Annotated in this window: 22 protein-coding genes and 2 tRNA genes; 16 read left to right on the forward strand and 8 right to left on the reverse strand. The window is 62.4% G+C overall.

Annotated features, from left to right (window positions below; all coding sequences use genetic code 11):
• Positions 1 to 112: 112 nt before the first annotated feature.
• Positions 113 to 189 (reverse strand) — tRNA-Met (locus tag AC1PPK_RS24455).
• A 325-nt stretch (positions 190 to 514) separates the two neighbouring features.
• Between AC1PPK_RS24455 and AC1PPK_RS24460 the strand changes: the two genes are divergently transcribed.
• On the forward strand, positions 515 to 1,312 hold the full coding sequence (locus AC1PPK_RS24460) for a hypothetical protein (RefSeq protein WP_481115578.1): 798 nt from the start codon (positions 515 to 517) through the stop codon (positions 1,310 to 1,312).
• 1 nt (position 1,313) lies between these two features.
• On the opposite strand, the gene AC1PPK_RS24465 is transcribed toward AC1PPK_RS24460, so the two are convergent.
• Positions 1,314 to 1,940 (reverse strand): SOS response-associated peptidase, encoded by a 627-nt coding sequence (locus AC1PPK_RS24465; RefSeq protein ID WP_481115579.1) that lies wholly within the window; start codon positions 1,938 to 1,940, stop codon positions 1,314 to 1,316.
• A gap of 272 nt (positions 1,941 to 2,212) precedes the next feature.
• Positions 2,213 to 2,288: transfer RNA gene (locus AC1PPK_RS24470), tRNA-Thr, on the reverse strand.
• A gap of 137 nt (positions 2,289 to 2,425) precedes the next feature.
• On the opposite strand from AC1PPK_RS24470, the gene AC1PPK_RS24475 reads away from it, so the two are divergent.
• The 7 genes from AC1PPK_RS24475 (at position 2,426) to AC1PPK_RS24505 (ending at position 9,656) form a co-directional block, all read left to right on the forward strand.
• Complete coding sequence (locus AC1PPK_RS24475) at positions 2,426 to 3,985, forward strand: PAS domain-containing sensor histidine kinase (protein WP_481115580.1); 1,560 nt, start codon at positions 2,426 to 2,428, stop codon at positions 3,983 to 3,985.
• Positions 3,982 to 4,623, forward strand: coding sequence for a response regulator (locus AC1PPK_RS24480; RefSeq protein WP_481115581.1), 642 nt, complete (start codon positions 3,982 to 3,984; stop codon positions 4,621 to 4,623). The genes AC1PPK_RS24475 and AC1PPK_RS24480 overlap by 4 nt, the downstream gene beginning before the upstream one ends.
• Before the next feature lie 154 nt (positions 4,624 to 4,777).
• On the forward strand, positions 4,778 to 6,583 hold the full coding sequence (locus AC1PPK_RS24485) for a GGDEF domain-containing protein (RefSeq protein WP_481115582.1): 1,806 nt from the start codon (positions 4,778 to 4,780) through the stop codon (positions 6,581 to 6,583).
• Between the two features lie 69 nt (positions 6,584 to 6,652).
• Entirely contained in the window at positions 6,653 to 6,991 is a 339-nt protein-coding gene (locus tag AC1PPK_RS24490) for a hypothetical protein (RefSeq protein ID WP_481115583.1), read from the forward strand.
• The gene (locus tag AC1PPK_RS24495; RefSeq protein ID WP_481115584.1) at positions 6,988 to 8,181 is read left to right on the forward strand and encodes a hypothetical protein; all 1,194 of its coding nucleotides are present in this window, start codon (positions 6,988 to 6,990) and stop codon (positions 8,179 to 8,181) included. The genes AC1PPK_RS24490 and AC1PPK_RS24495 overlap by 4 nt, the downstream gene beginning before the upstream one ends.
• Positions 8,178 to 8,891, forward strand: coding sequence for a type II secretion system protein (locus AC1PPK_RS24500; protein ID WP_481115585.1), 714 nt, complete (start codon positions 8,178 to 8,180; stop codon positions 8,889 to 8,891). Before AC1PPK_RS24495 ends, AC1PPK_RS24500 begins: the two co-directional genes overlap by 4 nt.
• A gap of 108 nt (positions 8,892 to 8,999) precedes the next feature.
• Complete coding sequence (locus AC1PPK_RS24505) at positions 9,000 to 9,656, forward strand: prepilin-type N-terminal cleavage/methylation domain-containing protein (RefSeq protein ID WP_481115586.1); 657 nt, start codon at positions 9,000 to 9,002, stop codon at positions 9,654 to 9,656.
• Positions 9,657 to 9,677: 21 nt separating this feature from the next.
• Here AC1PPK_RS24505 and AC1PPK_RS24510 read toward each other — a convergent pair whose 3' ends face one another.
• Positions 9,678 to 11,654, reverse strand: a complete 1,977-nt coding sequence (locus AC1PPK_RS24510; protein WP_481118265.1) for a monovalent cation:proton antiporter-2 (CPA2) family protein — start codon at positions 11,652 to 11,654, stop codon at positions 9,678 to 9,680.
• Positions 11,655 to 11,733: 79 nt separating this feature from the next.
• Between AC1PPK_RS24510 and AC1PPK_RS24515 the strand changes: the two genes are divergently transcribed.
• The 5 genes from AC1PPK_RS24515 to AC1PPK_RS24535 all read left to right on the forward strand — a co-directional run bounded on the left by AC1PPK_RS24515 (position 11,734) and on the right by AC1PPK_RS24535 (position 17,209).
• Complete coding sequence (locus AC1PPK_RS24515; RefSeq protein ID WP_481115587.1) at positions 11,734 to 12,726, forward strand: KpsF/GutQ family sugar-phosphate isomerase; 993 nt, start codon at positions 11,734 to 11,736, stop codon at positions 12,724 to 12,726.
• Positions 12,727 to 12,763: 37 nt separating this feature from the next.
• Entirely contained in the window at positions 12,764 to 13,348 is a 585-nt protein-coding gene (gene lptC / locus AC1PPK_RS24520; protein ID WP_481115588.1) for an LPS export ABC transporter periplasmic protein LptC, read from the forward strand.
• On the forward strand, positions 13,345 to 13,893 hold the full coding sequence (lptA, locus tag AC1PPK_RS24525; RefSeq protein WP_481115589.1) for a lipopolysaccharide transport periplasmic protein LptA: 549 nt from the start codon (positions 13,345 to 13,347) through the stop codon (positions 13,891 to 13,893). Before lptC ends, lptA begins: the two co-directional genes overlap by 4 nt.
• A gap of 261 nt (positions 13,894 to 14,154) precedes the next feature.
• Positions 14,155 to 14,718: a phasin family protein gene (locus tag AC1PPK_RS24530; protein WP_481115590.1), complete on the forward strand. Its 564-nt coding sequence runs from the start codon at positions 14,155 to 14,157 to the stop codon at positions 14,716 to 14,718.
• Positions 14,719 to 14,971: 253 nt separating this feature from the next.
• Positions 14,972 to 17,209, forward strand: coding sequence for an NADP-dependent isocitrate dehydrogenase (locus AC1PPK_RS24535; protein ID WP_481115591.1), 2,238 nt, complete (start codon positions 14,972 to 14,974; stop codon positions 17,207 to 17,209).
• Between the two features lie 113 nt (positions 17,210 to 17,322).
• Here the strand turns inward: AC1PPK_RS24535 and icd are convergent, their stop codons facing one another.
• Positions 17,323 to 18,567: an NADP-dependent isocitrate dehydrogenase gene (gene icd / locus AC1PPK_RS24540; RefSeq protein WP_481115592.1), complete on the reverse strand. Its 1,245-nt coding sequence runs from the start codon at positions 18,565 to 18,567 to the stop codon at positions 17,323 to 17,325.
• A 358-nt stretch (positions 18,568 to 18,925) separates the two neighbouring features.
• Here icd and aceK point away from each other — a divergent pair, with 358 nt between their 5' ends.
• Positions 18,926 to 20,707, forward strand: coding sequence for a bifunctional isocitrate dehydrogenase kinase/phosphatase (gene aceK / locus AC1PPK_RS24545; RefSeq protein ID WP_481115593.1), 1,782 nt, complete (start codon positions 18,926 to 18,928; stop codon positions 20,705 to 20,707).
• Positions 20,708 to 20,830: 123 nt separating this feature from the next.
• Positions 20,831 to 23,515, forward strand: coding sequence for a 3-hydroxybutyrate oligomer hydrolase family protein (locus tag AC1PPK_RS24550; protein WP_481115594.1), 2,685 nt, complete (start codon positions 20,831 to 20,833; stop codon positions 23,513 to 23,515).
• A gap of 51 nt (positions 23,516 to 23,566) precedes the next feature.
• On the opposite strand, the gene AC1PPK_RS24555 is transcribed toward AC1PPK_RS24550, so the two are convergent.
• Genes AC1PPK_RS24555 through coaBC form a run of 3 tightly spaced genes read right to left on the reverse strand, consistent with a single transcriptional unit; the run spans position 23,567 to position 25,667 of the window.
• Positions 23,567 to 23,995, reverse strand: coding sequence for an NUDIX hydrolase (locus AC1PPK_RS24555; protein ID WP_481115595.1), 429 nt, complete (start codon positions 23,993 to 23,995; stop codon positions 23,567 to 23,569).
• Complete coding sequence (gene dut / locus AC1PPK_RS24560) at positions 23,995 to 24,444, reverse strand: dUTP diphosphatase (protein ID WP_481115596.1); 450 nt, start codon at positions 24,442 to 24,444, stop codon at positions 23,995 to 23,997. The genes AC1PPK_RS24555 and dut overlap by 1 nt, the downstream gene beginning before the upstream one ends.
• A 32-nt stretch (positions 24,445 to 24,476) precedes the next feature.
• Positions 24,477 to 25,667 (reverse strand): bifunctional phosphopantothenoylcysteine decarboxylase/phosphopantothenate--cysteine ligase CoaBC, encoded by a 1,191-nt coding sequence (gene coaBC, locus AC1PPK_RS24565; protein WP_481115597.1) that lies wholly within the window; start codon positions 25,665 to 25,667, stop codon positions 24,477 to 24,479.
• 47 nt (positions 25,668 to 25,714) lie between these two features.
• Here coaBC and radC point away from each other — a divergent pair, with 47 nt between their 5' ends.
• Entirely contained in the window at positions 25,715 to 26,398 is a 684-nt protein-coding gene (gene radC / locus AC1PPK_RS24570; RefSeq protein WP_481115598.1) for a RadC family protein, read from the forward strand.
• Positions 26,399 to 26,458: the final 60 nt, after the last annotated feature.

Raw genomic sequence — 26,458 nt, forward strand, 5'->3', positions numbered from 1 at the left:
AACCGGGGGCTATGGCACCGCACGAGGGCGCAGCATCCTGCAACGGTGCCGATGCAGCCCATGAAGCGAAAAGGCTCAACCACCTGAGTGATTGAGCCTTTTCGCTTGAAACTGGTTGCGGGGGCAGGATTTGAACCTGCGACCTTCGGGTTATGAGCCCGACGAGCTGCCAGACTGCTCCACCCCGCGTCGGAGAGGGGCGGATATTACCTACTTGTTCGCGCTTTGCCAAGCTTTTTCGCGAACGCACTCACACCAGTCCCCTAGAGTGCATCGCCATCAGCCCCGAACCATTGAAGCAGATCATGAAAATCGCCGGGGAAGCCGGTCCTCACAGCCGACGCCGAAATACGCCATTGCCATACAACCGGCACATCGAATTGGTAATACGGCACATCTTTCATGTGCCTCGAATAACCCGTCAGAAACAGACGACTCTAGGACAATTGGGAATTCAGGAATCCCCATCCTTTCTGGCAAGCCACGCTATCGGTCGATACTCAGGAATGTGCTCATGCCCCGCCATATTCAAACCTCAACCACCCTGCTCCTGTCCTTGTCCATGGCCGCCTGCGGGGGCGGCGGCGGGAACACCGTAAATGCAGGCAACGGCAGTAACAACAGTGGAGCCCCGAATCCCTCGCTGATTGCCTCAGACACCGCGGAAGGCATGTGGCGGGGCACGAGCGACAGTTCGGCTGGCATCTACGGCGTGATTCTCAATGACGGCAGCTTCTATGCGGTCTATTCAGCCAAGGACAACAAGGACATGATTGCCGGCGTTGTTGCTGGCACAGGCCAGGCCAGCAATGGCAACTTCACGGCACGGGACGCGGTGGACATCAACTTCGACGGCTCCGGAGTCAATCCGGTCAGCATTTCCGCCAGCTACTTCGCCAAGTCGTCGCTCAGTGGCGTTCTGACCAACAAAAACCGGGAGTCCTTCGCCTTCTCGACCCAGTACAACCCGGTTTATGAGCAGCCAGCCAATGCCGCACTGGCAACCGGCACCTATGCGGGCAACACCCTTTCGCCCACTGGAGCCCAGCCCCAGCCCGCATTCATGACCCTTCAGGCCAACGGCACCATCACGGGTGTTGCATCGAACTGCAGCTTTTCCGGGATTGCCACACCACGCGGGTCGGTCAACGTATTCAACCTGTCCATCACTTTCCGCGGCGGCTCCTGTACGTTCGGCACCGACACGGTGAGCGGGGTCGGCTTCTATGACATCCCCAACAAGCAGCTCTACCTAGTAGCCCCTAACGCAACCCGCAGCAACGGCTTGTTCTTCCAGGGCACCCGCCCCTGACCTACTTACCCTCGCGGGGCGCCGGACCAATGATCAGTCCAGCGGGCTCCGTGAGCGTCAATAGCGCCCTCGCCTCATCCTCCGAACGCGCCCTCAGCCACGCCCCCCAGGCACCATCAGGCAGGATCACAACAGCACGCTTCTCGTCGCCGGGCTTGTGGAACCGTTCGAAAAGAGCGTGCCCATCTGCATTGACCGTCAGCATGGCCATCGACCAGACGACCTGCCCGTCGCCTTGCACCACTCGCTCCCACAGCCCGGCAATCCCCATCGGCCGGACATTCTGTCGTCGAATCTGCCAGCGTACGGAACGCCCTGTTTCGTAACATGGCTCGTAGAGAATCTCTGCCGGGATGATGCACAGCTGGCCGCGAGTCCAGGCATTACGGAAGGATGGCTTTTCTGCGAGGGTTTCCGTGCGAGCGTTATAGGTGGAGCGAGCGATCCTCGCGTCTTTGGCCCAGGCTGGAATCAGACCGAAGCAGGCTGGCACCCAGATACGCGGCGCAAAGTTCGTAACGATGGGGACGACAGACCTGGGATAAGCCTCGCCGTAGGCGAAATCCGGCGGCGGCAGCGGGAAGGCCGAAAGCGCCTCCGGGGAGGGTGGGCGAAAATTGGCGCACATGAAAGCAGCCTGCAGCACCAACGGCGCCAGCTACTTCGGTCGCAGGCGCGAAACGAGTTGCTGCCGGCGTTGCTCGGCTCGCTTGCTGTTTTTCATGTCGCGGAAAAACAACACTGCCGCTGCGATGGCAGCAAAGACACAGCCCAAGATGACGACGACCCCCAACAATCCATGCATGTCCATGATCGGGCGAGTTTGACTGAACCGTAACCCCGGCGTAACCCCTGTGAAAAGGCCGACCCACCCGGATCGGCCTAAATCTTTGAATCCATTGGTGCCGGTGAAAGGAATCGAACCCTCGACCTTCGCATTACAAGTGCGCTGCTCTACCAACTGAGCTACACCGGCATCATTCCGCTCGTTCCAGCCCACTATCAACATGGACTGAAAAGGCACGCCTGCACTATCCTTGAAGATTACCAAGCCCCGAGCGAGGGGCGGATTATAAACAAACCGATCCATTCGCGCAGCACGCTGATCGCCCAATGTCCATTGCGCCGCGTCCGGAGGCACCGCCCATCGAAACAGGCCGCACCAGCAAGCCCTCGATCCGGCTGCTATTCATCGAGGACTCAGAAAACGACACACTCCTGCTGCTCCGGCGCTTCCGGTCCGCCGGCTACGCTCCATGGCATCGACGCCTGGCCTCGGAGGCCGAGCTTCGCGAGGCCCTCCTGCAAGAGCACTGGGACGTCGTCCTGTGTGACCGCAACCTGCACGGCTGCAGCATGCAGGCAGCCCTTGGGGTGTTACGGGAACTCGCCCTCGACCTGCCTTTCATTATCGTCTCCGACATCATGCAGGAAGACGAGGCGATTGCCGCCATGCGTGCAGGAGCCCACGACTATCTCAGTAAACGCAAACTCGACCGGCTGATTCCCGCCGTCGAACGAGAGTTGAGGGAGGTTGCCAACCGCCGGGAAAAGCGCCTTGCCGAGCAGACGCTGCGGCAGAGCGAAGCCCGTCTGCGCGCGCTCACCGACAACATCCCCGGCGTGGTCTTCCAGATGGGCTACACCCCGGACGGCATGCTCGGCTTCCAGTATCTCAGCGAAGCGGCCGCCATGCTCTTCGGCACCGGGGCCGACGAACTCGTCGGCGGCTCGGCGAGCTGGATGACCTGGCTCCTCGACGATGACCTGCCAGGACTCGTGGCCGCAGCGGCCAGTTCCGCCGACCAGCTATGCACGCTCAACTGGGAAGGCCGCATCCAGTTACCGTCGGGGGAACAGAAATGGATCAACCTGCGCAGCTCCCCGCGTCTGTCCGAAAATGGCAACACAGTGTGGGAAGGGGTCATGTGGAACATCACCCACAGCAAGCGCGTTGAAGCCGACCTGCGCGAGTCCCGCAGCCAGCTGGCTGCGCTATCGAATCACCTGCAGCGCATCAAGGAAGAGGAGCGCGAGCGCATCGCCCGGGATGTCCACGACGTTCTCGGAGGCACGCTAGTAGCAATGAAGTTCGAAATGGCTCGGCTTGAAGCAAAACTGCGCGCCAGCCCTGCCGAGGCCACTGACGGCGTCCGCAATGTCATCCACATGCTGGACGATGCGATCGCCACGGCGGGCCGTGTTACCCGTGAGTTGCGCCCGGGCATCCTGAAGGACTTCGGCCTGGCGGCAGCCATCGAATCTCAGGGTGAAGACTTTGCCCAACGCACAGGTATCGCCTGTAACATTCTGTGCACCGATCATGATCTCGCACCGGCTTACGACACGGCGCTGGCCTTCTTCCGGATCTTTCAGGAGGCGCTGACCAACGTCAGCAAACACGCCTTGGCCAGCCAGGTAAACGTACGCCTGCTGCAGGACGGGGACGAAGCCGTGCTCGAAATCGCCGATGACGGTTGCGGCATCGCCGCTGGAGACCTTTTGAAGCCACATTCGTTCGGTCTGCGCGGCATCCGCGAACGACTTTCAAGCCTGGGAGGGCAACTCGAAGTCGGGCCAGCCAAGCCGCAGGGCGCCCGCCTCGTCCTGAGGGCGCCGCTACACCCCGCGATATCTGAAGAAAAGTCGAACGACAGGAAACTCCGTCCATGAGCAAACCGATTCGTGTCCTGATTGCCGACGATCATGCGATCGTGCGCCAAGGCCTGCGCCAGATCCTTTCCGACACCCCCGACCTGACTGTCGCCGGCGAAGCCGACAACGGCGTGGAGGCCGTACAGATGGTCCGTGGCGGGGAATGGGACGTGGTCCTGATGGACGTCTCGATGCCCGACCGAAACGGCATTGATGCGCTCAAGTTGATCAAGAAGGAATTTCCTCGCCTGCCAGTGCTTATCCTCAGCATGTATCCGGAAGAGCAGTATGCGATCCGCGCCCTCAAGGCCGGCGCAGCGGGCTACCTCACCAAACAGAGCGCCCCTGATCTGCTGGTCACAGCCATCCGGCAGGTGGCAAGCGGCAAGAAATATGTCAGCCCTTCCTTGGCCGAGGAGCTTGTCAACGCTATCGGAGAGGGCAGCGAGCGCCCCGCCCACGAGAAACTGTCCGACCGGGAGTACCAGACCCTGTGCCTGATCGCCTCCGGCAAGACCCCGGCCGAGATTGCCGAGGCCCTCAACCTGAGCGTCAAGACAGTCAGCGTTTACCGGGCCCGACTGCTCGAAAAAATGAACCTGCGCAACAACGCCGAACTCACCCATTACGGACTCAAACACGGTCTCGCCGAATAAGCATGGACCGCCGTCACCATTTTTTGCATATTGGGCCACCATCCGCCTCAAGACCATTTCCTGACGGCCGTTATCGGCGCAACCGTCATGATTCCGATGCCTGTAGAGACCTGAGTTTGGACCAGTCTCATCACGCAGAGAGCCAGTACGCCGGATGATCCAACGCCTTCCCCCGTCGCGCCGCCCGCAGATGACCGACACCAGCCAACCTTCTGAAGTTGCCCGAGAAACGCTGCGCCAGCTTGCGCTGCGGCGTATTGCCCCAACCCCGGACAATTACCGGGCGCTCTACCACGAGATTGCCGGGTCGGTCGCCGAAGACATCTTCCCGGAGCGCGCCCTCAAGCAGATTGCGTCGGCACTGCCACGCAACAATCAGGACGCTCTGCGTCTGGCGCTGGATTTCGAAGCGGCTGTCGCCGAAGGGGAATGGTCCGCACTGCGTGGTCTCCTGGTCGACAAGCTCTCGATTTCCGGCAGACCCGAACTCAATTGGGCCGTGTTGCTGCGCGACCTGCTTACCGAATGGGACCGCCGTCAGACGGGCCTGACACAGGCGCGCAAGCGAGAGATGCTGGAGCGCGTCCTGACCGGTTCCAGCAGCAATACGGCCAAACTCTTCGAGCGCTTGCAGGGCTTGCTCCGAGCCTGGGGTCGCAGCGACGACGACGAGGCCATGCCAGGTGACCTTCCTCCTCCGGTCATCAGCAATACTTCACCCAACGAAACCGAGGCCGCCTCCACCATTGGCGCCCCTCCCAGCCCCGTCTACGCGGATCTCCTGGCGGCGCTGCTTGACAGCCTTGCCGGCCAGCCCCAACTGGCAAGCACCCAACTGCCTGCAGAGGCCCGTGAGCTCGCCGCTATGCTGCGCCAAGGCCTGGACAGCATGCCACCAGCCATGCTGCTCGAGCGCCTGGACAAGCTCCGTACCGGCCTCGAGTGGGTTGCCGAAGATCAGCACGCCATACGCGACGCCCTGCAAAGGGTGCTGCAGCTGCTTCTAGCGAACATCAGCGAACTGGTCCTCGACGACCGCTGGCTGCGCGGCCAAATCGTGTTGATGGGCGAAATGTTCGAGCGACCGTTGGACGTCCGCACACTGGGCGAACTGGAAAGCCGGTTGCGCGACGTGATCCACCGTCAGGGCGCCCTCAAGCTGGAACTGAGCGACGCTCAAAGTCGGCTCAAGCAGATGCTGGCCAGCTTCGTGGACCGCCTGGGTGCCTTTTCCGAGTCCACCGGCGAGTACCACAACAAGATCGAGCAATGCGCCAAACGCATCGAAGGTGCCGCCGACATCAGCGAACTCACCAACGTGATTGCCGAGGTCATGCGTGAAACCCGTACTGTCCAGGAGTCCACGCTGCGTTCCCGCAATGAGATCGAAGAGCTGCACTCACGGGTCAACGACGCCAATGCCGAGATCACGCGCCTGCAACTCGAGCTGGAACAGACCAGCGAGTTGATCCGCCACGACCCCCTCACCGGCGTCCTCAACCGCAAAGGACTGGACGAGGCCCTGACCCGCGAAACCTCCCTGGCACGACGTCGCGGCACAGCACTCTGCATCGGGCTGCTTGACGTGGATAATTTCAAGCAGATCAACGATGTGCATGGACACCAGACCGGTGACGAAGCGCTGCAGCACCTCGTCGACGTCGTTCGTGAAAACATGCGCCCACAGGATTCCGTCGCCCGCTACGGCGGCGAAGAGTTCGTCATCCTCCTTCCGGACACCACCCTGGATAGCGCAGTCGCCACCCTGACGCGCCTGCAGCGCGCCCTCACCAAACGTTTCTTCCTGGCCCGCCAGCAGAAGCTGTTGATCACCTTCAGCGCCGGCGTCGCCGAACTCTACGAGCACGAATCCCCTGAAGACGCGCTCGACCGCGCCGACAAGGCGATGTATATCGCCAAGCGCTCCGGCAAGAACCGGGTCATCGCTGCGGGAACCTGAGGCACAGACATAGCATGTCTGTCGGGGCGCCCTTTGCGGCGCCCTTTTTTATGCTAAATTCATGTCGAAATGAATATTCAATCGACATGCATCCTGCTGGGCATCATCTGTCTCGCCGCCTCAGACAAGAGCTACGGCGAGTCGCTGGGACGGCTGTTCTTTTCTCCCGCGGAGCGCCTGCAGATCGACCGTGAGCGGCGGGCCCCCGCACGCGTCGAACCACCACCACGGCTCGACGGCTTCATCACCCGTAGTGACGGTCCACCGACACTCTTCCTGGATGGCAAGGCAAGGCCCGCCTCTCCCCTGCAAATCCATCCACAAGACGCCACCGCCAGCATCACCACCAGTGGCGGACGAACCCAGCGCCTGCAGGTCGGAGGCCCTTATCTCACGCCCCGGCCATGACCCCCTCCCGCCGGCAGCGAGGCCTTATACTCCCTATCCTGATTCTTCTGCTGTCGCTAGGCGGGCTCGGCTGGCTACTGGCACACACCGGCACCGGGGCGGATCTAGCCGCCCGCAATCTAAGACGGGAAGTCCAGACCACTCATGCCCTGGCGATGGCCAAGGACGCGCTGCTCGGCTTCGCCGCCAACTACCGCAACAACGGCCATCCCAGCGCCGACTTCGGCTATCTGCCATGCCCCGATCTGGACGGTGACGGCTCCTCTGAAACCTGTGGAGCCAAAGACCAGCCCAGCGTCGGCCGCCTGCCCTATCGGACGCTCAATCTTCCCGATTTGCGCGATGGTACTGGAGAGTGCCTGTGGTATGCCGTTGCCGGCAGCTTCAAGAACAACCCCAAAGCCGACAGCCTGAACTGGGACAGCATCGGCCAGTTCCGCTTACTCGACCGGGCAGGCCATCCCATCATGCTGGCCGGCGACCAGCAAGGCCTCGCGGCTGCGATCGTCTTCGCCCCCGGCCTGCCCCTCCCCCAGCAGCACCGTACTGCCGGCCAGGGACGCTGCGGCGACGGCCAGATGGCGCAACTTGAGCATTATCTGGAAGTGCTTGGTAGCACAAGCAACAACATCGTCGAAGTACGCACCGATGCGGAGGCAGGCAATGACGTAATAATCAGCCTAACCGGCGGAGAGATCTTCAATCAGCTGAAAAAACGTAACGACTACGCCCAACACCTGCAAGGCAGCCTGCAGGCTGTGGCCGAATGCCTGGAAAAAGCCAACCTGCCGATACCCCTCGCGGCGCAGCCCTTCGGCCCCATCCTGCTCGGCAGCCTTCCCGCCCTCAATACCCTGAACGGTCTCTGTACCACCCCCGACAGACGCGACATCGCGGGAAACTGGAGCGAACTGATGCGCTACGGCCTCTGTACCGACGGCGGCCCCTGCCTGACTTCGCCCGAAGGCCCGTGCCGCGGCGCCCTGCTGTTCGGCGGAGAACGTCGCAGCGAAGCCCCCGCCCAACAACGGATCAGCCCGCAGGACAAGCAGATGACCGCCCAGTATCTCGAGGCGCCAACCCTAGCAGGTCTTTCCGCCGGCCAACTGCATGCGTTACCCGGGCAAATAGCCCTGAAGCCCGGTGACAACAACACGAATTCGGGCGACGTCGCCCTCTGCCTGCCATGACACCCGCACGCAGTCCTTTCCACTCACACCACGCAGCCGGCTTCACCCTTGTCGAGATGGCTGTGGTCATGCTGATTCTGACCTTGCTGGCTGGCGGGCTCAGCGCCGGCCTCAGGGCACAACTTGCCCGCCGTGCCGAGGCGAATACGGACGAGGCCTTGGCGGAGGCACGGGACGCACTCCTCGGCCATGCAATCCGCAAAGGCGCGTTTCCGTGCCCTGCCAAGAGCGCGACGGACGGTAGCGAAAACCGCAACGCGGGCTTCTGTCAGACATATACGGGGCTTCTCCCATGGGCAACACTCGGCATCAACGGCACCGACGGCTGGGGGCGACGCCTTCGCTATGCAGTAACCGACAGCTACACGACCAAGATCGCAGCCCTGAACGAGGGCGACATCGACGTCTTCACGCGCAATAGCAATGGCGAAGTGCTCAAGCTGACCACTGAAGGTGGTCGGACACCGGTGTTGGTCCTGTCGCACGGCGCCAACGGACTAGGCGCCACCACCGGCGACGGTCAGGCTTTCCCGCCTCCCGCCAGCGGCTCGGACGAGGCCATCAACACCACATTGAGCGGCCGCCAGTTCTACAGCCGTAGCCTGTCGGAGAATGCCGCTGCCCCAGGCGGCGCCTTCGACGATCGGCTCACCTGGCTATCCCCCAATCTCATCGCCAACCGCCTGATCAGTAGTGGAAATTTCCCCTGAAAATGTGCCGGAAGCCTCACCAAAAAATGACATATAGATTAATATGAGACTTCCATATCACTTCATCCGGAGCCCGACTGGAGTCTCCGGTCAACCAGAGGCACACTCATGAAAAAGCGACAGTACGGCTTCACCTTGGTCGAAATAGCGGTAGTCCTGGTCATCATCGGGCTATTGCTGGGCGGCGTTCTGAAAGGACAGGAGCTCATCAACGGCGCGAAGGTGAAGAACGTGATGAACGATTTCCGCAGCACCTCGACCTATGCTTTCGGTTATCAGGACCGCTTCCGCGCACTTCCCGGCGATGATGCAAACGTAGCAACCCGTCTCGCGGGTGCAATCGCCGCCAGCACAGGGGGAACGCCGGGCAACGGACGCCTCGAGGGGTTCTGGAATTCCGTGACACCCACCGACGAAAGCGTGTTGTTCTGGCAGCACATCCGCCTTGCCAATTTCGCCGGTGGTGATGGTCGAAATCCGGGCGCCGAAGGCGTGTCCGTACAGGACTGGCTGCCCCGCAATGCCGTAGGCGGGCGAATCGGCGTCACCGGCACAAGTCCGATCGCCGGCTGGAACGGAAGCTTCTTCGTCTGCCAGGACAAGCTGTCCGGCAGTTTTGCGCGCCAGATAGACATCGCGCTGGACGATGGCCGGCCTGACAGTGGATCAGTGCGGCTGCTGAGCGATGGCACCAGCAGCGGCTCGGCCATCGCGCCTGACAAACTCGTCGACGCCGACCTTTACACGGTTTGCGCCAGCTACTGAAAAAGAGTGAAAAATCCGCCTTCACAAACCCTTGAAGAGCCGGGTCTCGGCATTGGCCAACTGCGACGGCGTGCCTAGCAACACCAACACGTCGTCGAGTTCCAGGCAGGTCTCCGGCGTCGGATCGTCCACCCGGACCCGCTGCCTCCGGAGCGCACTGACCTCCACGCCAAGTTCGTTCAGGCGCAGATCCGCCAGACTGCGTCCGATGGCATATGTCCCGGCATCCATGACCACCGAGTGCAGACGGGTCTGCTGACGCTCCTCGAGCGCCTCCTCGTGCAGGTGCTCGCCGCCACGGTAGATACCGCGCAACAGGTGATAACGCTCGGCGCGGATCTCGCGGATTCGCTTGAGGATCCGCGGCAACGGTACGCCGAGCAAGGCCAGCGCATGGGACGCCAGCATCAGCGACGACTCGACTGCTTCCGGAACCACCTCCGCGGCCCCGGCCTGCTGCAGCTTTTCCAGGTCCACCTCGTCCGCAGTCCGCACTACCACCGGCACGTCCGGACGACAGGCACGCACCTGACTCATCGCCCGCAGCGCCGCATTGGTGTCGGCATAAGTGATCACCACCACCGAGGCCCGGGAAATCCCGGCAGCCATCAGGGTCTCGCGCTTCGCTGCATCGCCGAACACCACGGTTTCGCCGGCAGCGGCTGCCTCGCGCACCCGCTCGGGATCGAGGTCGAGGGCGATATAGGTGATGCCTTCCTGCTCGAGCAGACGGCCGAGATACTGGCCGTTGCGCCCGAAGCCGCACAGGATCGCGTGCTTGTCGACGAACATCGACTGGGTGGCGATATTCGTCAGTTGCAGAGAGCGGGTCATCCACTCCGACGGAACCAGGCGCAGTACGATCCTTTCGCTGTACTGCACGACCAGCGGGGCCAGCAGCATCGACAACACCATCGCCGCAACTACCACCTGCGACAAGGCCGGCGGCAGCAGATGTGCCTCATCGATCTGCGACAACAGCACGAAACCGAACTCGCCTCCCGCGCACAGCCACAGACCGGTCCGCGCCGCCGTGCCCTGGCTGGCCCCCAGCATTCGCGACGCGGCACCAACGATCAGGAACTTGCCAACCAACAGCGCCGCCAGCATGGCCAGCACCATCGGCAGGCTGAGGATGATCTGCCCCACATCGAGGAACATCCCGACAGTCACGAAGAACAAGCCAAGCAGCACGTCGCGAAAGGGCTTGATGTCCTCTTCCACGTGATAGCGGTATTCCGTTTCGGAGATCAGCATGCCCGCCAGGAAAGCGCCCAGCGCCATCGACAGGCCCGCCACCTCGGTCAGCCAGGCCAAACCCAGGGTGATCAACAACACGTTGAGCATGAACAGCTCGGCAGAACGCTGCCGGGCAACCAGAAAAAACCAGCTCCGCATCAGTTTCTGGCCGATGAACAGTACCAGGCCGAGCACAAGCACCGCCTTGCCAGCCGCCAACGCCAGCGTGCCGAACAATTCGTCGGCCGGACGCGACAGCGCCGGAATCAGGATCAGCAAGGGCACCACGGCCAGATCCTGAAACAGCAGCACGCCGATCGTTTCCCTCCCGTGCTTTGAATCCAGTTCCAGGCGATCCGACAACAGCTTCGACAAAATGGCCGTCGACGACATGGCCAGCGTGCCCCCCAACGCGAAGCTGGCACCCCAGTTGAGCCCAGCGATGGTGCCGACCAGCATCGTCAATAGCGTGGTGCCCAGCACCTGGACCGATCCAAGACCGAACACGGTGCGCTTCATGCTGTACAGACGAGGCAGGGAGAACTCCAGCCCAATGGTGAACATGAGGAACACCACGCCAAACTCGGCCAGGTAACGGGCGCCGTCGGAATCCTGCATCAGGCTCATCGCGTGCGGGCCGACAGCCGCTCCGACCATCAAGTAACCCAGCACCGGCGGCAGGTTGAGCGACCGGAGGATACCGACCACCAGCACGGCTCCGGCAAGAAGGACGAGCACCAGCTCAAGCGTGTTGATCATAGGCATGCAAAGGTTCGCCCTGAATAGGCGAATTAATCGATCTGATATACTGCCGTACCCAATTATACGCGCCGTTCCCATGAGCCCAGCCCCGATTGCCGCTGCGCACACCCGTGTTCTGGAGCTTGCGCGCCGCGTCCTCGACATCGAGGCGGAGGCGGTGCGTCAGCTCTCTATCCGCCTCGATGACAGTTTCGTCGAGGCGGTGGACCTGATCCTCTCGTCCCATGGACGGGTCATCGTTTCCGGCGTCGGCAAGTCCGGTCATATCGGCCGCAAATTTGCAGCTACACTGGCCAGCACCGGAACCCCAGCATACTTCGTGCACGCTGCCGAAGCCGCCCATGGCGACCTCGGCATGATCACCGCCAACGATGTGCTGATCGCGATTTCCTATTCAGGTACCGGCGAGGAACTCCTTAAGATCGTGCCTCTCGTCAAGCGGCAGGGCGCTCGCTTGATCGCACTGACCGGCAACCCCGACTCGCCGCTGGCGCAGGAGGCCGACGTGCATCTGGATGGCGCGATCAAGGAAGAAGCCTGTCCGCTCAATCTTGCTCCCACCGCCAGCACCACCGCGGCGCTGGCGCTGTCGGATGCGCTGGCCGTCGCGCTGCTCGACGCCCGCGGCTTCGGGCCGGACGATTTCGCCCGCTCCCACCCCGGCGGGGCCCTGGGACGGCGCCTGCTGACCCGCGTGGAGGACATCATGCGCAGTGGTGACGCGATCCCCCGAGTTGGCGAAGACGCGTTGCTCAGCGATGCACTGATGGAAATCACCCGTGCCGGCCTCGGCATGACCGCCATCGTCGCTGACAACGACCACATCGTAGGCATCTACACGGACGGCGACCTGCGCCGCTCCCTGGCCAGCGGGTGCGACTTCAATACTGCGCGTATCGCCGACGTCATGAGCCGCAGCCCCAAGACCATCCACGCCGGTGCGCTGGCCGTCGAAGCAGCCGAGATGATGGAGCGCCTGCGCATCAGTGAACTGCTGGTCGCCACCGCTGATGGCCGCTTGGTCGGTGCGTTGAACCACCACGACCTCATGCGTGCAAAAGTGATCTGATGTTGCGACATCATCGCCCCATTCCCGCGAGCCGGCCATGAATCGACGCAGCCACAGCTTCTTCCCGCTCGTCGTCCTGACCATCATGGCCGGCGTCAGCGTCTGGCTGGACCGGATCACCCAGCAGGAGCAAACAGTCAAGACGGACAAGAGTCGCCACGAAGCCGACTTCTCGGCGGAGAACCTGACCCTGCGACGCTTCGATCTGACCGGCAAGGTCCAGTACGTGCTGGTTGCCGACCGCATGGTTCACTACGGCGACGACGAGTCCACCGAACTCGTTCGGCCACGGCTGGATTACCTGAACCGCCCCGAGCCGGTACGCATCGAATCCGAATTCGCGACGGTGAGCAAGGACGGCGAGACCGTCGTCCTGACCGACCAAGTCCTGCTACGCCGCGCTGCCTACAAGGGCAAACCCGAATCCACCCTGCGCACCGACCAGATGACGGTCTGGCCGGACGACGAGAAGATGCGCGCCGACAAACCCGTGAAGCTCACCCAGGGCCAGACGGTGATCACCGCTGAGCACATGGACAGCGACAATGTGGCCGGCGAGGTCCGCCTGCACGGCCAAGTCCGCGGCACTCTCTATCGCACCACTCCAACGCCGAAGCCATGAATAAGACACACCGGCAGTTTGTGCTGCTCGCCCTCCTTGCCCTCTCCACCTCCTTCGTCTTTGCCGAAAAGGCCGACCGCAGCAAGCCGGTCAACATTGAAGCCGACCGGGTCACAGTGGACGACAAGAACAAGATCCACATCTTCGAAGGCCACGTAGTGCTGACCCAAGGCACCCTGACCATCCGCAGCGACAAACTGGTCGTCAGCCAGGATATGGAAGGCTACCAACGTGGTATCGCCACCGGCGGCGAAGGCGGCCTGGCCCGCTTCCGCCAGAAGCGGGAAGGCAAGAACGAGTGGGTCGACGGAGAAGGCGAGCGCATCGAACACGATGCCAGGAGCGAGCTCTCCCAGTTCTTCCAGCGCGCCCACGTGAAGAACGGCGACGATGAAGTCCGTGGCCAGTACATCCAGTACAACGGGGTCACCGAGACCTACGTCGTGACCAACGGCCCCAACGCAACCACGATTCCCAGCCAGCAGGGCCGCGTGCAGGTCACGATCCAGCCCAAGAAAAAGGGCGAAGCCAGCCCTGCTCCGTAAGCGTTCTGGCGCAATGCGCCAGGGCTGACAGCCGCACCAGCCCTGGCTCTCCGAGATTATTCACAATGCCTCTACACTTTCAAATTTTTCTTTTCTTTCAATAAGATTAAAAGCAGATAAAGATTTTTGTGCGGCGCAACAAATAGATGTTGACAGCCCCTTCGACGCGAATATAATGGTCCTCATGTTGCAACGCACCAACCTAGGGGCATTGCAAGACCGACGAGAATGCATTTCATCCATTCACTCAAGGAGATTGTCATGAGCACCCCCGAGCAAATCGTTGCCGCCAACAAGGCCAATGTCGAAACCCTGCTGACCCTGGCCAACACCGCCTTCGCCAGCGCCGAGCGTATCGCTGCCCTGAACCTGAACACCGCCCGTGCCGTGCTGGAAGACAGCGTGGCCTCCGCCAAGTCCCTGCTGGCCGCCAAGGACGTGCAGGAACTGATCGCCCTGCAATCCGCCCTGGCCCAGCCCGTCGTGGAAAAGGCTGTCGCCTACTCCCGCAGCATCTACGAGATCGCTTCCCAGACCCAGGAAGAAGTGTCCAAGCTGTTCGAAGCCCAAGTCGCTGAAGCCAACAAGAACTTCGCCGCCGCTCTCGACAAGGCTGCCAAGTCCGCTCCCGCAGGTTCCGACGTCGCCGTGGCTGCCGTCAAGTCCGCCATCGCTGCCGCCAACTCCGCTTACGACAGCGTGACCAAGGCCGCCAAGCAAGTCGCCGAGATCGCCGAAGCCAACGTTGCCGCTGCCACCAGCGCCACCGTGAAGGCCGTCAGCGCCTCCACCCCGGCCAAGGCTTCCTCCAAGAAGGCTGCCTAAGCCACGAACCAAGCTAAGAGGCTCCGGCCTCCGAGCCTGGTTGAAAAGCCCGCCCTGCATTGCAGGGCGGGCTTTTTTCCGTCTCGCAACCCTTCATTTCGGATGCCGGGAAGACATTCCGACCGGTGCAATGAATCGGGAACCATGCTATTTTGGAAGGCGTGCCTGAAAGGACACATCGGGGGGGCTACGCGGCCCGCACCGTCACTGTCGTGACGCTCAAAATCAAAATTCGCAAGAGGGAAGACACAGAATGAGCACTGGACAATCGAAGATCATCTACACGCTGACTGACGAGGCGCCGCTCCTCGCCACCTGCGCTTTTCTCCCCATCATCCGGACCTTCACCAGCCCGGCGGGGATTGAAATCGAGAAGGCCGACATTTCCGTATCCGCCCGTGTCCTTGCTGAATTCCCCGAGAACCTGGCCCCCGAGCAGCGCGTCCCCAATACTCTCGCCGAGCTGGGCAAGAAGACCCTCGAGCCGGACGCCAACATCATCAAGTTGCCCAACATCAGCGCGTCCGTGGCCCAGCTGAAGGCCTGTATCAAGGAGCTGCAGTCCAAGGGCTACGCCATCCCCGACTATCCGGAAAACCCGACCACCGAAGAAGAGAAAGCCATCGCCGCCCGCTATGGCAAGTGCCTGGGCTCCGCGGTGAACCCCGTGCTGCGCGAAGGCAACTCCGACCGCCGCGCCCCGCTCGCCGTCAAGAACTACGCCCGCAAGAACCCCCACTCCATGGGCGAGTGGAAGCCCTGGTCGCGGACCCACGTGTCCCACATGCACCACGGCGACTTCTACCACGGTGAAAAGTCCCTGACCCTGGACAAGGCCCGCAACGTGCGCATGGAACTGATCGCCGCTGGCGGCAAGATCACCGTGCTGAAGCCGAAGCTTGCTCTGCTGGAAGGCGAGATCATCGACTCCATGTTCATGAGCAAAAAGGCCCTGTGCGACTTCTACGAGAAGGAACTGGAAGACTGCCGCGAAGCCGGCATCCTGTTCTCCCTGCACGTGAAGGCCACGATGATGAAAGTTTCGCACCCCATCGTCTTCGGCCACTGCGTCAAGATCTTCTACAAGGAAGCCTTCGAAAAGCATGAAGCCCTGTTCAACGAACTGGGCATCAACGTCAATAACGGCATGGTCAACCTCTACGAGAAGATCAAAACCCTGCCGGAATCCAAGCGCGACGAAATCATCCGCGACCTGCACGCTTGCCAGGAGCACCGTCCGAAGCTGGCCATGGTGGACTCCGCCAAGGGCATCACCAATTTCCACTCCCCGAACGACATCATCGTGGATGCCTCCATGCCGGCGATGATCCGCCAAGGCGGCAAGATGTGGGGCGCAGACGGCAAGCAATACGACAGCAAGTGCGTAATGCCGGAATCGACCTTCGCCCGCATCTACCAGGAGATGATCAACTTCTGTAAGACCAACGGCAACTTCGACCCGAAAACCATGGGTACCGTGCCGAACGTCGGTCTGATGGCCCAGAAGGCTGAGGAATACGGCTCCCACGACAAGACTTTCGAGATTCCCGAAGACGGCATCGCCAATATTGTCGATATCGACTCCGGCGAAGTATTGCTGACCCAGAACGTGGAGGCCGGCGACATCTGGCGCATGTGCCAGGTCAAGGACGCTCCAATCCGTGACTGGGTCAAGCTGGCCGTCACCCGTGCTCGCAACTCCAACACCCCGGCGGTCTTCTGGCTCGACCCCTATCGTCCGCATGAAGCTGAACTGATCAAGAAGGTTCAAACCTACCTGAAGGATCACGACACCACCGGCCTCGAGATCCACATCATGTCCCAGGTCCGCGCCATGCGTTACACCCTGGAGCGCGTGATCCGTGGCCTCGACACCATCTCCGTGACCGGCAATATCCTGCGCGACTACCTCACCGACCTGTTCCCGATCATGGAACTGGGCACCTCCGCCAAGATGCTGTCCATCGTTCCGCTGATGGCCGGCGGCGGCATGTACGAAACCGGTGCCGGCGGCTCCGCGCCGAAGCACGTCCAGCAGCTCACCGAAGAAAACCACCTGCGCTGGGATTCTCTGGGTGAATTCCTGGCCCTCGCCGTGTCGCTGGAAGACCTCGGTATCAAGACCGGCAACAAGCGTGCTGTCCTGCTCGCCAAGACCCTCGACGCAGCCACAGGCAAGTTGCTCGACAACCGCAAGTCGCCATCGCCGAAGACCGGTGAGCTCGACAACCGCGGCTCCCAGTTCTATCTGGCCACCTATTGGGCCCAGGAACTAGCTGCCCAGACCGAGGATGCCGAACTGGCTGCCCACTTCGCCCCGCTGGCCAAGACCCTGACCGACAACGAAGACCACATCGTTGCCGAGCTGAAGACCGTACAAGGCAAGCCCGCGGACATCGGCGGCTACTACAAGGCCGATCCCGAGAAGTGCAAGGCCATCATGCGTCCCAGCCCCACGCTGAACGCTGCGCTGAAGTCCTTCGGCGCCTGAGACTGACAAGCCCCCGCTCACAAGGCGGGCTGGCAAGACAGCAAAAAGCCCTCTCACGTGCGAGAGGGCTTTTTTCTATTGGTCGCTGGTGGCATGGCGCCACAGAACCGATGCTACATCCGTTCGATCATCGCATCTCCGAAGGCCGAACAGGACACCTCGGTCGCGCCGTCCATCAAGCGCGCAAAATCGTAGGTCACGATCTTGTCGCAGATCGCCGCCTCCATGGACTTGATGACCAAGTCGGCCGCCTCGGTCCACCCCAGATGACGCAGCATCATCTCGGCGGACAGGATGATGGAACCGGGATTGACCTTGTCGAGCCCCGCGTACTTGGGCGCAGTGCCATGGGTTGCCTCGAAACAGGCGTACTGGTCGGAAATATTGGCCCCCGGCGCAATGCCGATGCCCCCGACCTGGGCCGCCAGCGCATCCGAGATGTAATCGCCATTGAGATTGCAGGTGGCAATCACGTCGTATTCGGCCGGACGCAGCAGGATCTGCTGCAGGAAGGCGTCGGCGATCGCATCCTTGACGATGATCTCGCGGCCGGTCTTCGGATTCTTGAACTTGCACCACGGACCGCCGTCGATTGGCTCGGCGCCGAAGTCCTCATGGGCCACCTTGTAGCCGACGTCACGGAACAGGCCTTCCGTGAACTTCATGATGTTGCCCTTGTGGACGATGGTCACCGACTTGCGGTCATTGTCGATCGCATACTTGATGGCCGCCCGCACTAGGCGCGTCGTCCCCTCGATGGACACCGGCTTGATGCCGATACCGGAAGTCTCGGGGAAACGGATCTTCTTGACCCCCATCTCCTCGAGCAGGAACTTGATGACCTTCTTCGCCCCCTCGGATTCGGCCGCCCACTCGACACCGGCGTAGATGTCCTCGGTGTTCTCGCGGAAGATCACCATATTCACCAGCTCCGGACTCTTCAGCGGCGAGGGCACCCCCTGGAAGTACTGGACCGGGCGCACGCACTGGTAAAGATCCAGTTCCTGGCGCAACGCAACGTTGAGGGATCGTATGCCGCCACCTACTGGTGTGGTCATCGGCCCCTTGATGGACACCGAGTACTCCCTGAGGGCGTCGAAGGTCTCCTTCGGGAACCACTCGTCCGGACCGTACAGCTGGGTGGACTTCTCACCCGCGTACACCTCCATCCAGTAGATCTTCCTCTTGCCGCCGTAAGCCTTATCAACCGCGGCATCGATCACCTTGATCATCACTGGCGTGATGTCCACGCCAATGCCATCACCCTCAATGTAAGGGATGATGGGATTGTCGGGAATGGCCTGGCCAGGGACGATTTTTGCACCGCCGGCCGGCACTTTGATCAGAGACGTACTCATTCCAACCCCCTCAACTCAAATTATGTTGCGGATGTGTGGGTGAATCGGTCGGGTCACGGCTTTCGCCACGCGCGACTTTCTGGTTCTCGGAGACGTGCAGCACGGAGCCCGTCCATGGCCGCCGATCCACTGTCTACCCCGCCCGGCCCTCCTCCAGGCCGCAGCAAAGTGCAACGATTATGGCCGAAATACAGGCCCTCTAGAAGCGTCCGGCATTCCATTGAAGACCCTTGCTGCGCGCCCTTCTCCGCCGCTTTCGCGGTCACCGGACTGCGGTGCTAGACTCGGCAATCCGTCTAGTCCGGCATACACACACGTACGCTCACCGCCGGAATTCCTGCATGCCAGGAGAGGAAGAATGGAGACCCACAGCACCGAGAACCCGGTCGCCCAGGCCATCGCGCAGGCGATGATCGAGGGCTTCAACAAGCACTACCGGATTTTTCGCGAAACCTCCCGGCGCGCCAAGGAAAGCTACGAAGCCGCCGATTGGCAGGGCCAGCTATCCGCCGTGCGCGAGCGCGTGCAGTTCTACGATGACCGCGTGAACGAAGCCGTGCTCCGATTGCACGAGGAATTCGACGCCGAATCCATCGACGACGCCACCTGGCAGGCTGTCAAGCTGTACTTCATCGGCCTGCTCATCAGACACAAGCAGCCCGAACTGGCGGAGACATTCTTCAACTCGGTGACCACCAAGATCCTGCACCGGGACTACTTCAACAACGACTACATCTTCGCCCGCCCGGCCATCTCGACGGACTACATCGAGTCCTTCCCACCCACCTATTCCAGCTACTACCCCCAGGACGAAGGCCTGCGCGCCACCATCTGCCGGATCGTCGAGGACTTCGACTGGCAGCGCCCCTTCGAGGACCTCGACCGCGACGTGGACTACGTGATGCGCACCGTCGAGCAATACATCGGCGAATGGCCCAGGATGGAGGTGAACTGCCAGATCCAGGTGCTGTACTCGGCCTTCTATCGCAACAAGACCGCCTACATCATCGGCAAGGCCATCAACGGCTACCAGGAATACCCCTTCGTGATCGCCGTGCGCCACGGCCAGTCCGGCAAGCTGTACCTGGACACCATCCTGCTCGACACCTGGCGGATCTCGCTGCTGTTCTCCCTGTCGCGCGCCTACTTCCTGGTGGACATGGAGGTACCGTCCGGCTACGTGCAGTTCCTGCGCAGCATCATGCCCAACAAGCCACGCTCCGAGCTGTACACCATGCTGGGCCTGGGAAAGCAGGGCAAGACGATCTTCTTCCGCGACCTCATCGCCCATCTGCGCCACTCCAACGATCACTTCATCGAGGCGCCGGGCATCCGCGGCCTGGTCATGCTGGTGTTCACGCTGCCGTCCTACCCCTACGTCTTCAAGATCATCAAGGACGTGTTCGGCAGTTCCAAGAACATGGACCGGGCCACAGTGAAGCGCAAATACCTGCTGGTCCGCCAGGTGGACCGCGTCGGGCGGATGGCCGACACCCTCGAATTCTCCAACGTCGGCCTGCCGCGCAGCCGCTTCCACCCGGACCTGGTCCAGCAGCTCAAGAAACTCGCCCCGTCAGTCATAGAGGAGGACGGCGACACCCTGGTCATCAAGCACCTCTACATCGAACGCCGCATGACACCGCTCAACATCCACCTGAGCAAGGCCACGGACGAGCAGATCGACGAAGCCGTGCGGGAATACGGCCAGGCCATCAGCGAACTCGCCATCGCCAACATCTTCCCCGGCGACATGCTGTGGAAGAACTTCGGCATCACTCGCTACGGACGCGTGGTCTTCTACGACTACGACGAGATCGAATACATGACGGACTGCAACTTCCGCAAGATCCCGCCCGCCCCCAACGAAGAGATGGAGATGTCCGGCGAACCCTGGTACTCGGCGGGCCCTCGGGACATCTTCCCGGAAGAGTTCGCCACCTTTCTGCTCGGCCAGCCGAAGATCCGCAGGGCCTTCCTCAAGCACCACCGCAGGCTGCTTGACCCGGCCTTCTGGCAGGACGCCCAGGACAAGATCCGCAACGGCTACGTGGAGGACTTCTACCCCTATCCGCAGGAACTGCGCTTCTGCAACATCTTCGCCTCACCGGCGCCAGCCACCGCCCCCCATCCAGCGCCCTGAACGCCCAATAAACGGACGCCTGCCGATTGGCGTAAACCCCAGTGTCATCCGTAGCCCTCGCCAACCAATATGAGTATGGAAGCTCCTTTCGGATTTCCATGCAACATAACAAGGAGGAGACACATGACATACCCTATACGTCAGTCAGCCCTTGCCCTCGCGCTCAGCGGCGCTCTGGTCCTGACCGCCTGCGGCGGCGGTAGTAGCGGCAAAGGTAGCAGCACGACAAACCTCAACGGCTTTGCCGCCGAAGGTCTCGCGATCGCCAACAAGACCGTTAGTCTCAAGGACGCCAGCGGAACAACCCGCAAGGCCACCACCGACGCCAACGGCAATTTCAGCATTGACATCACCGGCCTGAGCTACCCCTTCATGCTTCAGATTACCGGCAGCAAAGGCATCTGGCACGCCCTGGTCGCCGTCGACGACGCCGGCAAACCCGCCAACATCAACAACGCGACCAACAGCATTGCGCTGCTGGCGCTCGGCGCCGACTCGAACAATGCCCTGCAGGCCGCCTTCACCTCGGGCAGCTTCAAGGATGTCAGCGGCAGTGCCGTCGCCAACGCCGACAGCAAGCTCCTCGACGCGCTGCAAGCAGAACTCGGCAAACGCCCCGAAAGCCTGCGCAGCGCCCGCTTCACGCCGGGCACGGCCGACACGGACGGCGACGAGACCGATCGCCTGCTGACCCTCGTCGATCTCCAGCCGAGCGGCAGCGGCTTCGTCACCTACAACGTGCTGCCAGAGCGCGTATGGGCCGACACCTATACCACCCACACCTACGACGGCGACAGGGACGATCTGCTGACCGCGGGCCTCGGCAAGTCGGGGCTCGGCAGCGCGACCGCCCCGCTGTATGCCAACCCAGCCACCCCCACCCCGGCGGAGCTGCGCCGCAACGCCATCTACAACAACTACCGGGCACTGGTCAACGCCAACAAAAGCACCAGCGGCTACGGCACCCTGTTCGGGCCGAACATCGACATCCACGGTAGCGACACCCTCGGCGAAGGCAAAATCAGCGGTCTCGAGGCCATTGCCTACGCCGGCGACATGAGCGGCAAGCGCAAGGTGACGCTGATGGTCCAGGTTCCGGACAGCTTCGACAGCGCCAATCCGTGCATCGTCACCGCCACGTCGTCGGGCTCCCGCGGCATCTATGGGGCCATCGGCACCGCCGGGGAATGGGGGCTGAAGCATGGCTGCGCCGTGGCCTACACCGACAAAGGCAGTGGCAACGGCATGCACGACCTGACGGTGGATACCGTCAATCTCATCGACGGCACCGTCGTCACCGCTGCCGCGGCCGGCAAGAGAGCCTTGTTCGCCGCCGACCTCAGCAAGAACGCCCTCGACGCCTTCAATCAGGTCTTTCCGAACCGCGTCGCCTACAAACACGCCCACTCCCAGCAGAACCCGGAAAAAGACTGGGGTCGCAACACCCTTGATGCGATCGGCTTCGCCTTCTACGTACTCAACGAGAAGTACGGAGTTGCAGGCACCAATGGCAAGAAACGCCGCACCATCCGGCCAGCCAATACGCTGGTACTCGCGTCCTCCGTCTCCAACGGCGGCGGCGCTGCCCTACTGGCCGCGGAACAGGACACGCTCGGCCTGATCGACGGCATCGCGGTCGGCGAACCGCAGATCCAGCCGAAGGACGTCAGCGGGCTGTCCATCAAGCAAGGCAGCAACACCGTTGCCACCATCGGCAAGCCGCTGCTCGACTACTTCACTTACGCCAACCTGTACCAGCCCTGCGCGGCCCTCTCGCCAAGCATGGCCAATGGATCGCCGGGCGTCGCCTTCGTCGCCGCCTACGGCACCAACCGCTGTACCGCGCTCAAGGCCAAGGGGCTGCTCACCGGCGCGACCTTGCAGGAACAGGCCGACGAAGCGATGCAGAAGCTGCACGCCTACGGTTGGAGCACCGAGCACGACCTCTACCACGCATCCCACCATGCCTTCGCCACCACCTCGATCGTGGTCACCTACCTGAACGCCTACGGGCGTTTTAGCGTCGCCGACAATGTCTGCGGCTTCAGCTTCGCGACCACAGTCACCGCGAGCACGGACCTGGGGAAGGTGACGGCCACCAATCCGCTCGTCCAGGCCGGCATCTTTGCCAGTGGCAACGGCGTGCCACCGACCAGCGGCATCAACCTGGTTTACAACGATGCCAGCGGTGGCGCGTTGCGCGACGTGCTGGCGATTTCACCGTCCACGGGCCTCGCGGACGGTGCACTGGACGGTGCGCTATGCGCCCGGGCGCTGGCCACCGGCGTCGATCCGGTCAGCGGCGCCAAGCTCAGCGGTACGCATCTCGCACAGTCCGAACGCATCAAGCAGGGTATTGCCGAAGTCCAGGCCTCCGGCGCACTGGGCGGCAAGCCGACAGTCATCGTCGCCGGCCGCTCGGACACGCTGATCCCGGTGAATCACGCCGCTCGCGCCTATTTCGGAGCCAGCCAGAAGCTTGATGGCAGCAAGAGCCAGCTGCGTTATTACGAGGTTACCAATGCGCAGCACTTCGACACCTTCATCGACAACGCGCTGCTGCCGGGCTACGACTCCCGCTTGGTACCGCTGCATGTGTATTTCAACCGGGCAATGGACTTGATGTATGCCCATCTGAAGACCGGCGCGCCGCTTCCTCCGTCCCAACTCATCCGTACCACGCCACGGGGAGGTACGCCGGGTGCCGCACCAGCGCTGACGGGCAGCAACATTCCGCCGATCGCTGCTAGTCCCGCCGCAGCGGATGCGATCAGCTACAGCGCCGGTACCGTCAGCGTTCCCGAATAGGTCATCGTCACGTCAGTCTTGCCGACGTCCCAGGGCGCCGGCGAGTCTGGATCACGACCAGCCGAGTTCCCGAATCCACGGGCCGGCGCCGGCCAGCAGGGCGGCGCGCACGTAAGGAACCGTCGCCGCGGGCAACACATCACGCTCAAACCAGCGCAGATCGTCGCACTTGTCCGGCTCGGCGATGCGCGGTGTTCCCGACCACCGGAGTGCACGCAGGAAGAAATCAATGCGGTTCGTGTCCGAGCGGCGATGCACCACGCCGACGATCTCAAGATCCGCCGCGTCGAGTTCGATAGCCAGCTCCTCGCTCATCTCCCGGATGGCCGTCTGGCGTACGGACTCACCCTCCTCCACGTGCCCGCCAGGCAGGCTGTACAGCCCGTCGAAAAAGCCGGTTCCGGCACGCCGCATCAGCAGCACACGCTCACCATCCTCCAGCAATACATGCACGCCGGTCGGAATCCCCGCGTAATGCATCAATGCTTGCCCGTACTGCCGAAGCCACCGGCGCCCCGGTCGCTCTCCTCGAAATGCTCCACCACGTTGAAGGCCACCTGCAGCACTGGCACGATCACCAGTTGAGCAATGCGCTCCATAGGCTGGATCGTGAAGCTGTCATGGCCACGGTTCCATGTCGATACGAAGATCTGCCCCTGGTAGTCGGAATCGATCAGCCCGACCAAGTTGCCCAGCACGATGCCGTGCTTGTGCCCCAGGCCGGAGCGCGGGAGGATCATCGCCGCCAATCCCGGATCGGCCAGGTGAATGGCGATACCGGTCGGGATCAGCGTGGTATGCCCAGGCGTGAGTACTACCGGCGCATCCAGGCATGCGCGCAGGTCGAGCCCGGCCGAACCGCTTGTGGCATAGGCCGGAGGTTGCGCCTTCAAGCGTTCGTCGAGAATGCGGATGTCAATACTATGCATGGCGTCGCCTCGTGAGTCGTCAGTCAATTTAATCAGGAAGCTGGCAGCAAGGCCGCCAGATGGGCCACGATGGCGCGCGCCACGTCGGGCTTTGGCGCCTTGGGCAACGGATGACGCCCCTGGTCGTCGAAGAGCACGACCTGATTGTCGTCGCCGCCGAGGCCGTCCTGCACCAGGTTGCCGACGATCAGCGGCAGCTGTTTGGCCTTGCGCTTGCCTTCCGCGTATTCGTCAAGGTTGCGGCTCTCGGCCGCAAAGCCGACGCAGAATGGCGGCTCCGGCAGGGCCGCAACCTCGGCCAGGATGTCCGGGTTGGGCGTCAAAGTCAGGCTCAGCTCGGCGCCGGATTTCTTGATCTTGTGCTCGGCCGCCGTCGCCGGACGGTAGTCGGCAACCGCCGCCACACCGATGAAGACATCGGCACCGGGCAGCGCAGCAAAGACCGCTTCGCGCATCTCGAGCGCACTGCGCACACCAAGCTTTTCGACGCCGGCCGGAACCGGCAAGGCGACCGGGCCGCTGACCAGCGTTACCTCGGCGCCAGCCTGCGCACAGGCCCGGGCCAGCCCGTAGGCCATCTTGCCCGAGCTGGAGTTGGTGATGCCACGCACCGGATCGATGGCTTCAAAAGTCGGCCCCGCCGTCATCACGACACGCCGCCCGGCCAGCAGCTTCGGCTGGAAGAAGGCGATCACTGCCTCGCAGAGCTCTTCCGGCTCTAGCATGCGTCCAAGCCCGACCTCACCGCAGGCCTGCTCGCCGGCCCCCGGCCCCAGCAGGCCCACGCCGTCGGCCACGAGTTGCGCGGCATTGCGCCGGGTCGCCGGGTTCTCCCACATCTGGCGGTTCATCGCCGGCGCCACCAGCAGCGGGCACTCCCGAGCCAGGCAGAGCGTCGTCAACAGATCATCGGCCAGGCCATGGACCAGCTTAGCCATCACATCGGCAGTCGCCGGCGCGATGAGGATCGCATCCGCGTCGCGGGTCAGGTCGATGTGGGCCATGTTGTTATCCATGCGCGGATCCCACAGGTCGGTCCACACCGGGTTACCCGACAGGGCCTGGAACGTCACCGCCGTGACGAAGCGCACGCCGCCCTCGGTCAGCACCACATGGACATCCGCCCCCGCCTTGCCGAGCAGCCGCACCAACTCGGCGGCCTTGTACGCCGCCACGCCGCCGGTCACGCCCAGTACCAGTTTCCTGCCCTTCAGCTCGCTCATGCCAATGGTATTATCAGTTACCTACGGAAGAATGGATTGTACCCCCCATGGCGATCACCGATTGGCCCGCCGACGAACGCCCGCGGGAACGTCTGCTGGCCCATGGCGCGGCAGCCTTGTCCGATGCGGAACTGCTGGCCCTGTTCCTGCGGGTCGGCATTCGCGGCAAGAGCGCCGTCAACCTGGCCCGCGAACTGTTGAAGCACTTCGGTGGCCTGTCGGCCATGTGCAACGCATCGGCCTCTGCCTTCTCAGCCATTCCCGGCATGGGGCCCGCTAAGTACGCACAGTTGCAGGCCGTCCTCGAACTCTCGCGGCGGGCCCTGGGCGAAGAAATGGCCAGGCGCGACGTCCTCGATTCCCCAAAAGCGGTTCGGGATTGGCTGCGCCTTAAACTTGGGCAACTGCCCCACGAAGTCTTCATGATCCTGCTCCTCGACGCCCAGAACCGCGTAATGGGTTCCGAGGAACTGTTCCGCGGGACCCTCACACAGACCTCGGTCTATCCCCGCGAAGTGGTCAAGTTGGTCCTGCAGCGCAACGCTGCCGCCGTCATCCTCGCCCACAACCATCCGTCGGGCGTCAGCGAGCCCAGCCAGGCCGACCAGACCCTGACCCGCAGCCTCAGCCAAGCCCTATCCCTCGTGGACGTGCGGGTGCTCGACCATTTCATCGTCGCCGGCAACACCCCGCCACTGTCCTTTGCCGAGCGCGGTCTGCCCCTTGGTTGATCCCACCGATGAGGCGGCGCTCACCGCAACGACACCAAGGTATTGATTTGAGTACACATA

It is taken from the genome of Zoogloea sp. JDB1 (assembly GCF_056724025.1).

Excerpts from the sequence above, each read along its gene's own strand:
- AC1PPK_RS24515 (WP_481115587.1), top strand. The coding sequence starts at position 11,734 with ATGAGCCCAGCCCCGATTGCCGCTGCGCACACCCGTGTTCTGGAGCTT.
- aceK (WP_481115593.1), top strand. The coding sequence starts at position 18,926 with ATGGAGACCCACAGCACCGAGAACCCGGTCGCCCAGGCCATCGCGCAG.
- icd (WP_481115592.1), bottom strand. The coding sequence starts at position 18,567 with ATGAGTACGTCTCTGATCAAAGTGCCGGCCGGCGGTGCAAAAATCGTC.
- AC1PPK_RS24500 (WP_481115585.1), top strand. The coding sequence starts at position 8,178 with ATGACACCCGCACGCAGTCCTTTCCACTCACACCACGCAGCCGGCTTC.
- AC1PPK_RS24510 (WP_481118265.1), bottom strand. The coding sequence starts at position 11,654 with ATGATCAACACGCTTGAGCTGGTGCTCGTCCTTCTTGCCGGAGCCGTG.
- AC1PPK_RS24550 (WP_481115594.1), top strand. The coding sequence starts at position 20,831 with ATGACATACCCTATACGTCAGTCAGCCCTTGCCCTCGCGCTCAGCGGC.
- AC1PPK_RS24460 (WP_481115578.1), top strand. The coding sequence starts at position 515 with ATGCCCCGCCATATTCAAACCTCAACCACCCTGCTCCTGTCCTTGTCC.
- lptC (WP_481115588.1), top strand. The coding sequence starts at position 12,764 with ATGAATCGACGCAGCCACAGCTTCTTCCCGCTCGTCGTCCTGACCATC.
- AC1PPK_RS24475 (WP_481115580.1), top strand. The coding sequence starts at position 2,426 with ATGTCCATTGCGCCGCGTCCGGAGGCACCGCCCATCGAAACAGGCCGC.
- coaBC (WP_481115597.1), bottom strand. The coding sequence starts at position 25,667 with ATGAGCGAGCTGAAGGGCAGGAAACTGGTACTGGGCGTGACCGGCGGC.
- AC1PPK_RS24535 (WP_481115591.1), top strand. The coding sequence starts at position 14,972 with ATGAGCACTGGACAATCGAAGATCATCTACACGCTGACTGACGAGGCG.
- AC1PPK_RS24505 (WP_481115586.1), top strand. The coding sequence starts at position 9,000 with ATGAAAAAGCGACAGTACGGCTTCACCTTGGTCGAAATAGCGGTAGTC.
- AC1PPK_RS24495 (WP_481115584.1), top strand. The coding sequence starts at position 6,988 with ATGACCCCCTCCCGCCGGCAGCGAGGCCTTATACTCCCTATCCTGATT.
- dut (WP_481115596.1), bottom strand. The coding sequence starts at position 24,444 with ATGCATAGTATTGACATCCGCATTCTCGACGAACGCTTGAAGGCGCAA.
- AC1PPK_RS24485 (WP_481115582.1), top strand. The coding sequence starts at position 4,778 with ATGATCCAACGCCTTCCCCCGTCGCGCCGCCCGCAGATGACCGACACC.
- AC1PPK_RS24530 (WP_481115590.1), top strand. The coding sequence starts at position 14,155 with ATGAGCACCCCCGAGCAAATCGTTGCCGCCAACAAGGCCAATGTCGAA.
- AC1PPK_RS24490 (WP_481115583.1), top strand. The coding sequence starts at position 6,653 with ATGAATATTCAATCGACATGCATCCTGCTGGGCATCATCTGTCTCGCC.
- lptA (WP_481115589.1), top strand. The coding sequence starts at position 13,345 with ATGAATAAGACACACCGGCAGTTTGTGCTGCTCGCCCTCCTTGCCCTC.
- AC1PPK_RS24555 (WP_481115595.1), bottom strand. The coding sequence starts at position 23,995 with ATGCATTACGCGGGGATTCCGACCGGCGTGCATGTATTGCTGGAGGAT.
- AC1PPK_RS24465 (WP_481115579.1), bottom strand. The coding sequence starts at position 1,940 with ATGTGCGCCAATTTTCGCCCACCCTCCCCGGAGGCGCTTTCGGCCTTC.
- radC (WP_481115598.1), top strand. The coding sequence starts at position 25,715 with ATGGCGATCACCGATTGGCCCGCCGACGAACGCCCGCGGGAACGTCTG.
- AC1PPK_RS24480 (WP_481115581.1), top strand. The coding sequence starts at position 3,982 with ATGAGCAAACCGATTCGTGTCCTGATTGCCGACGATCATGCGATCGTG.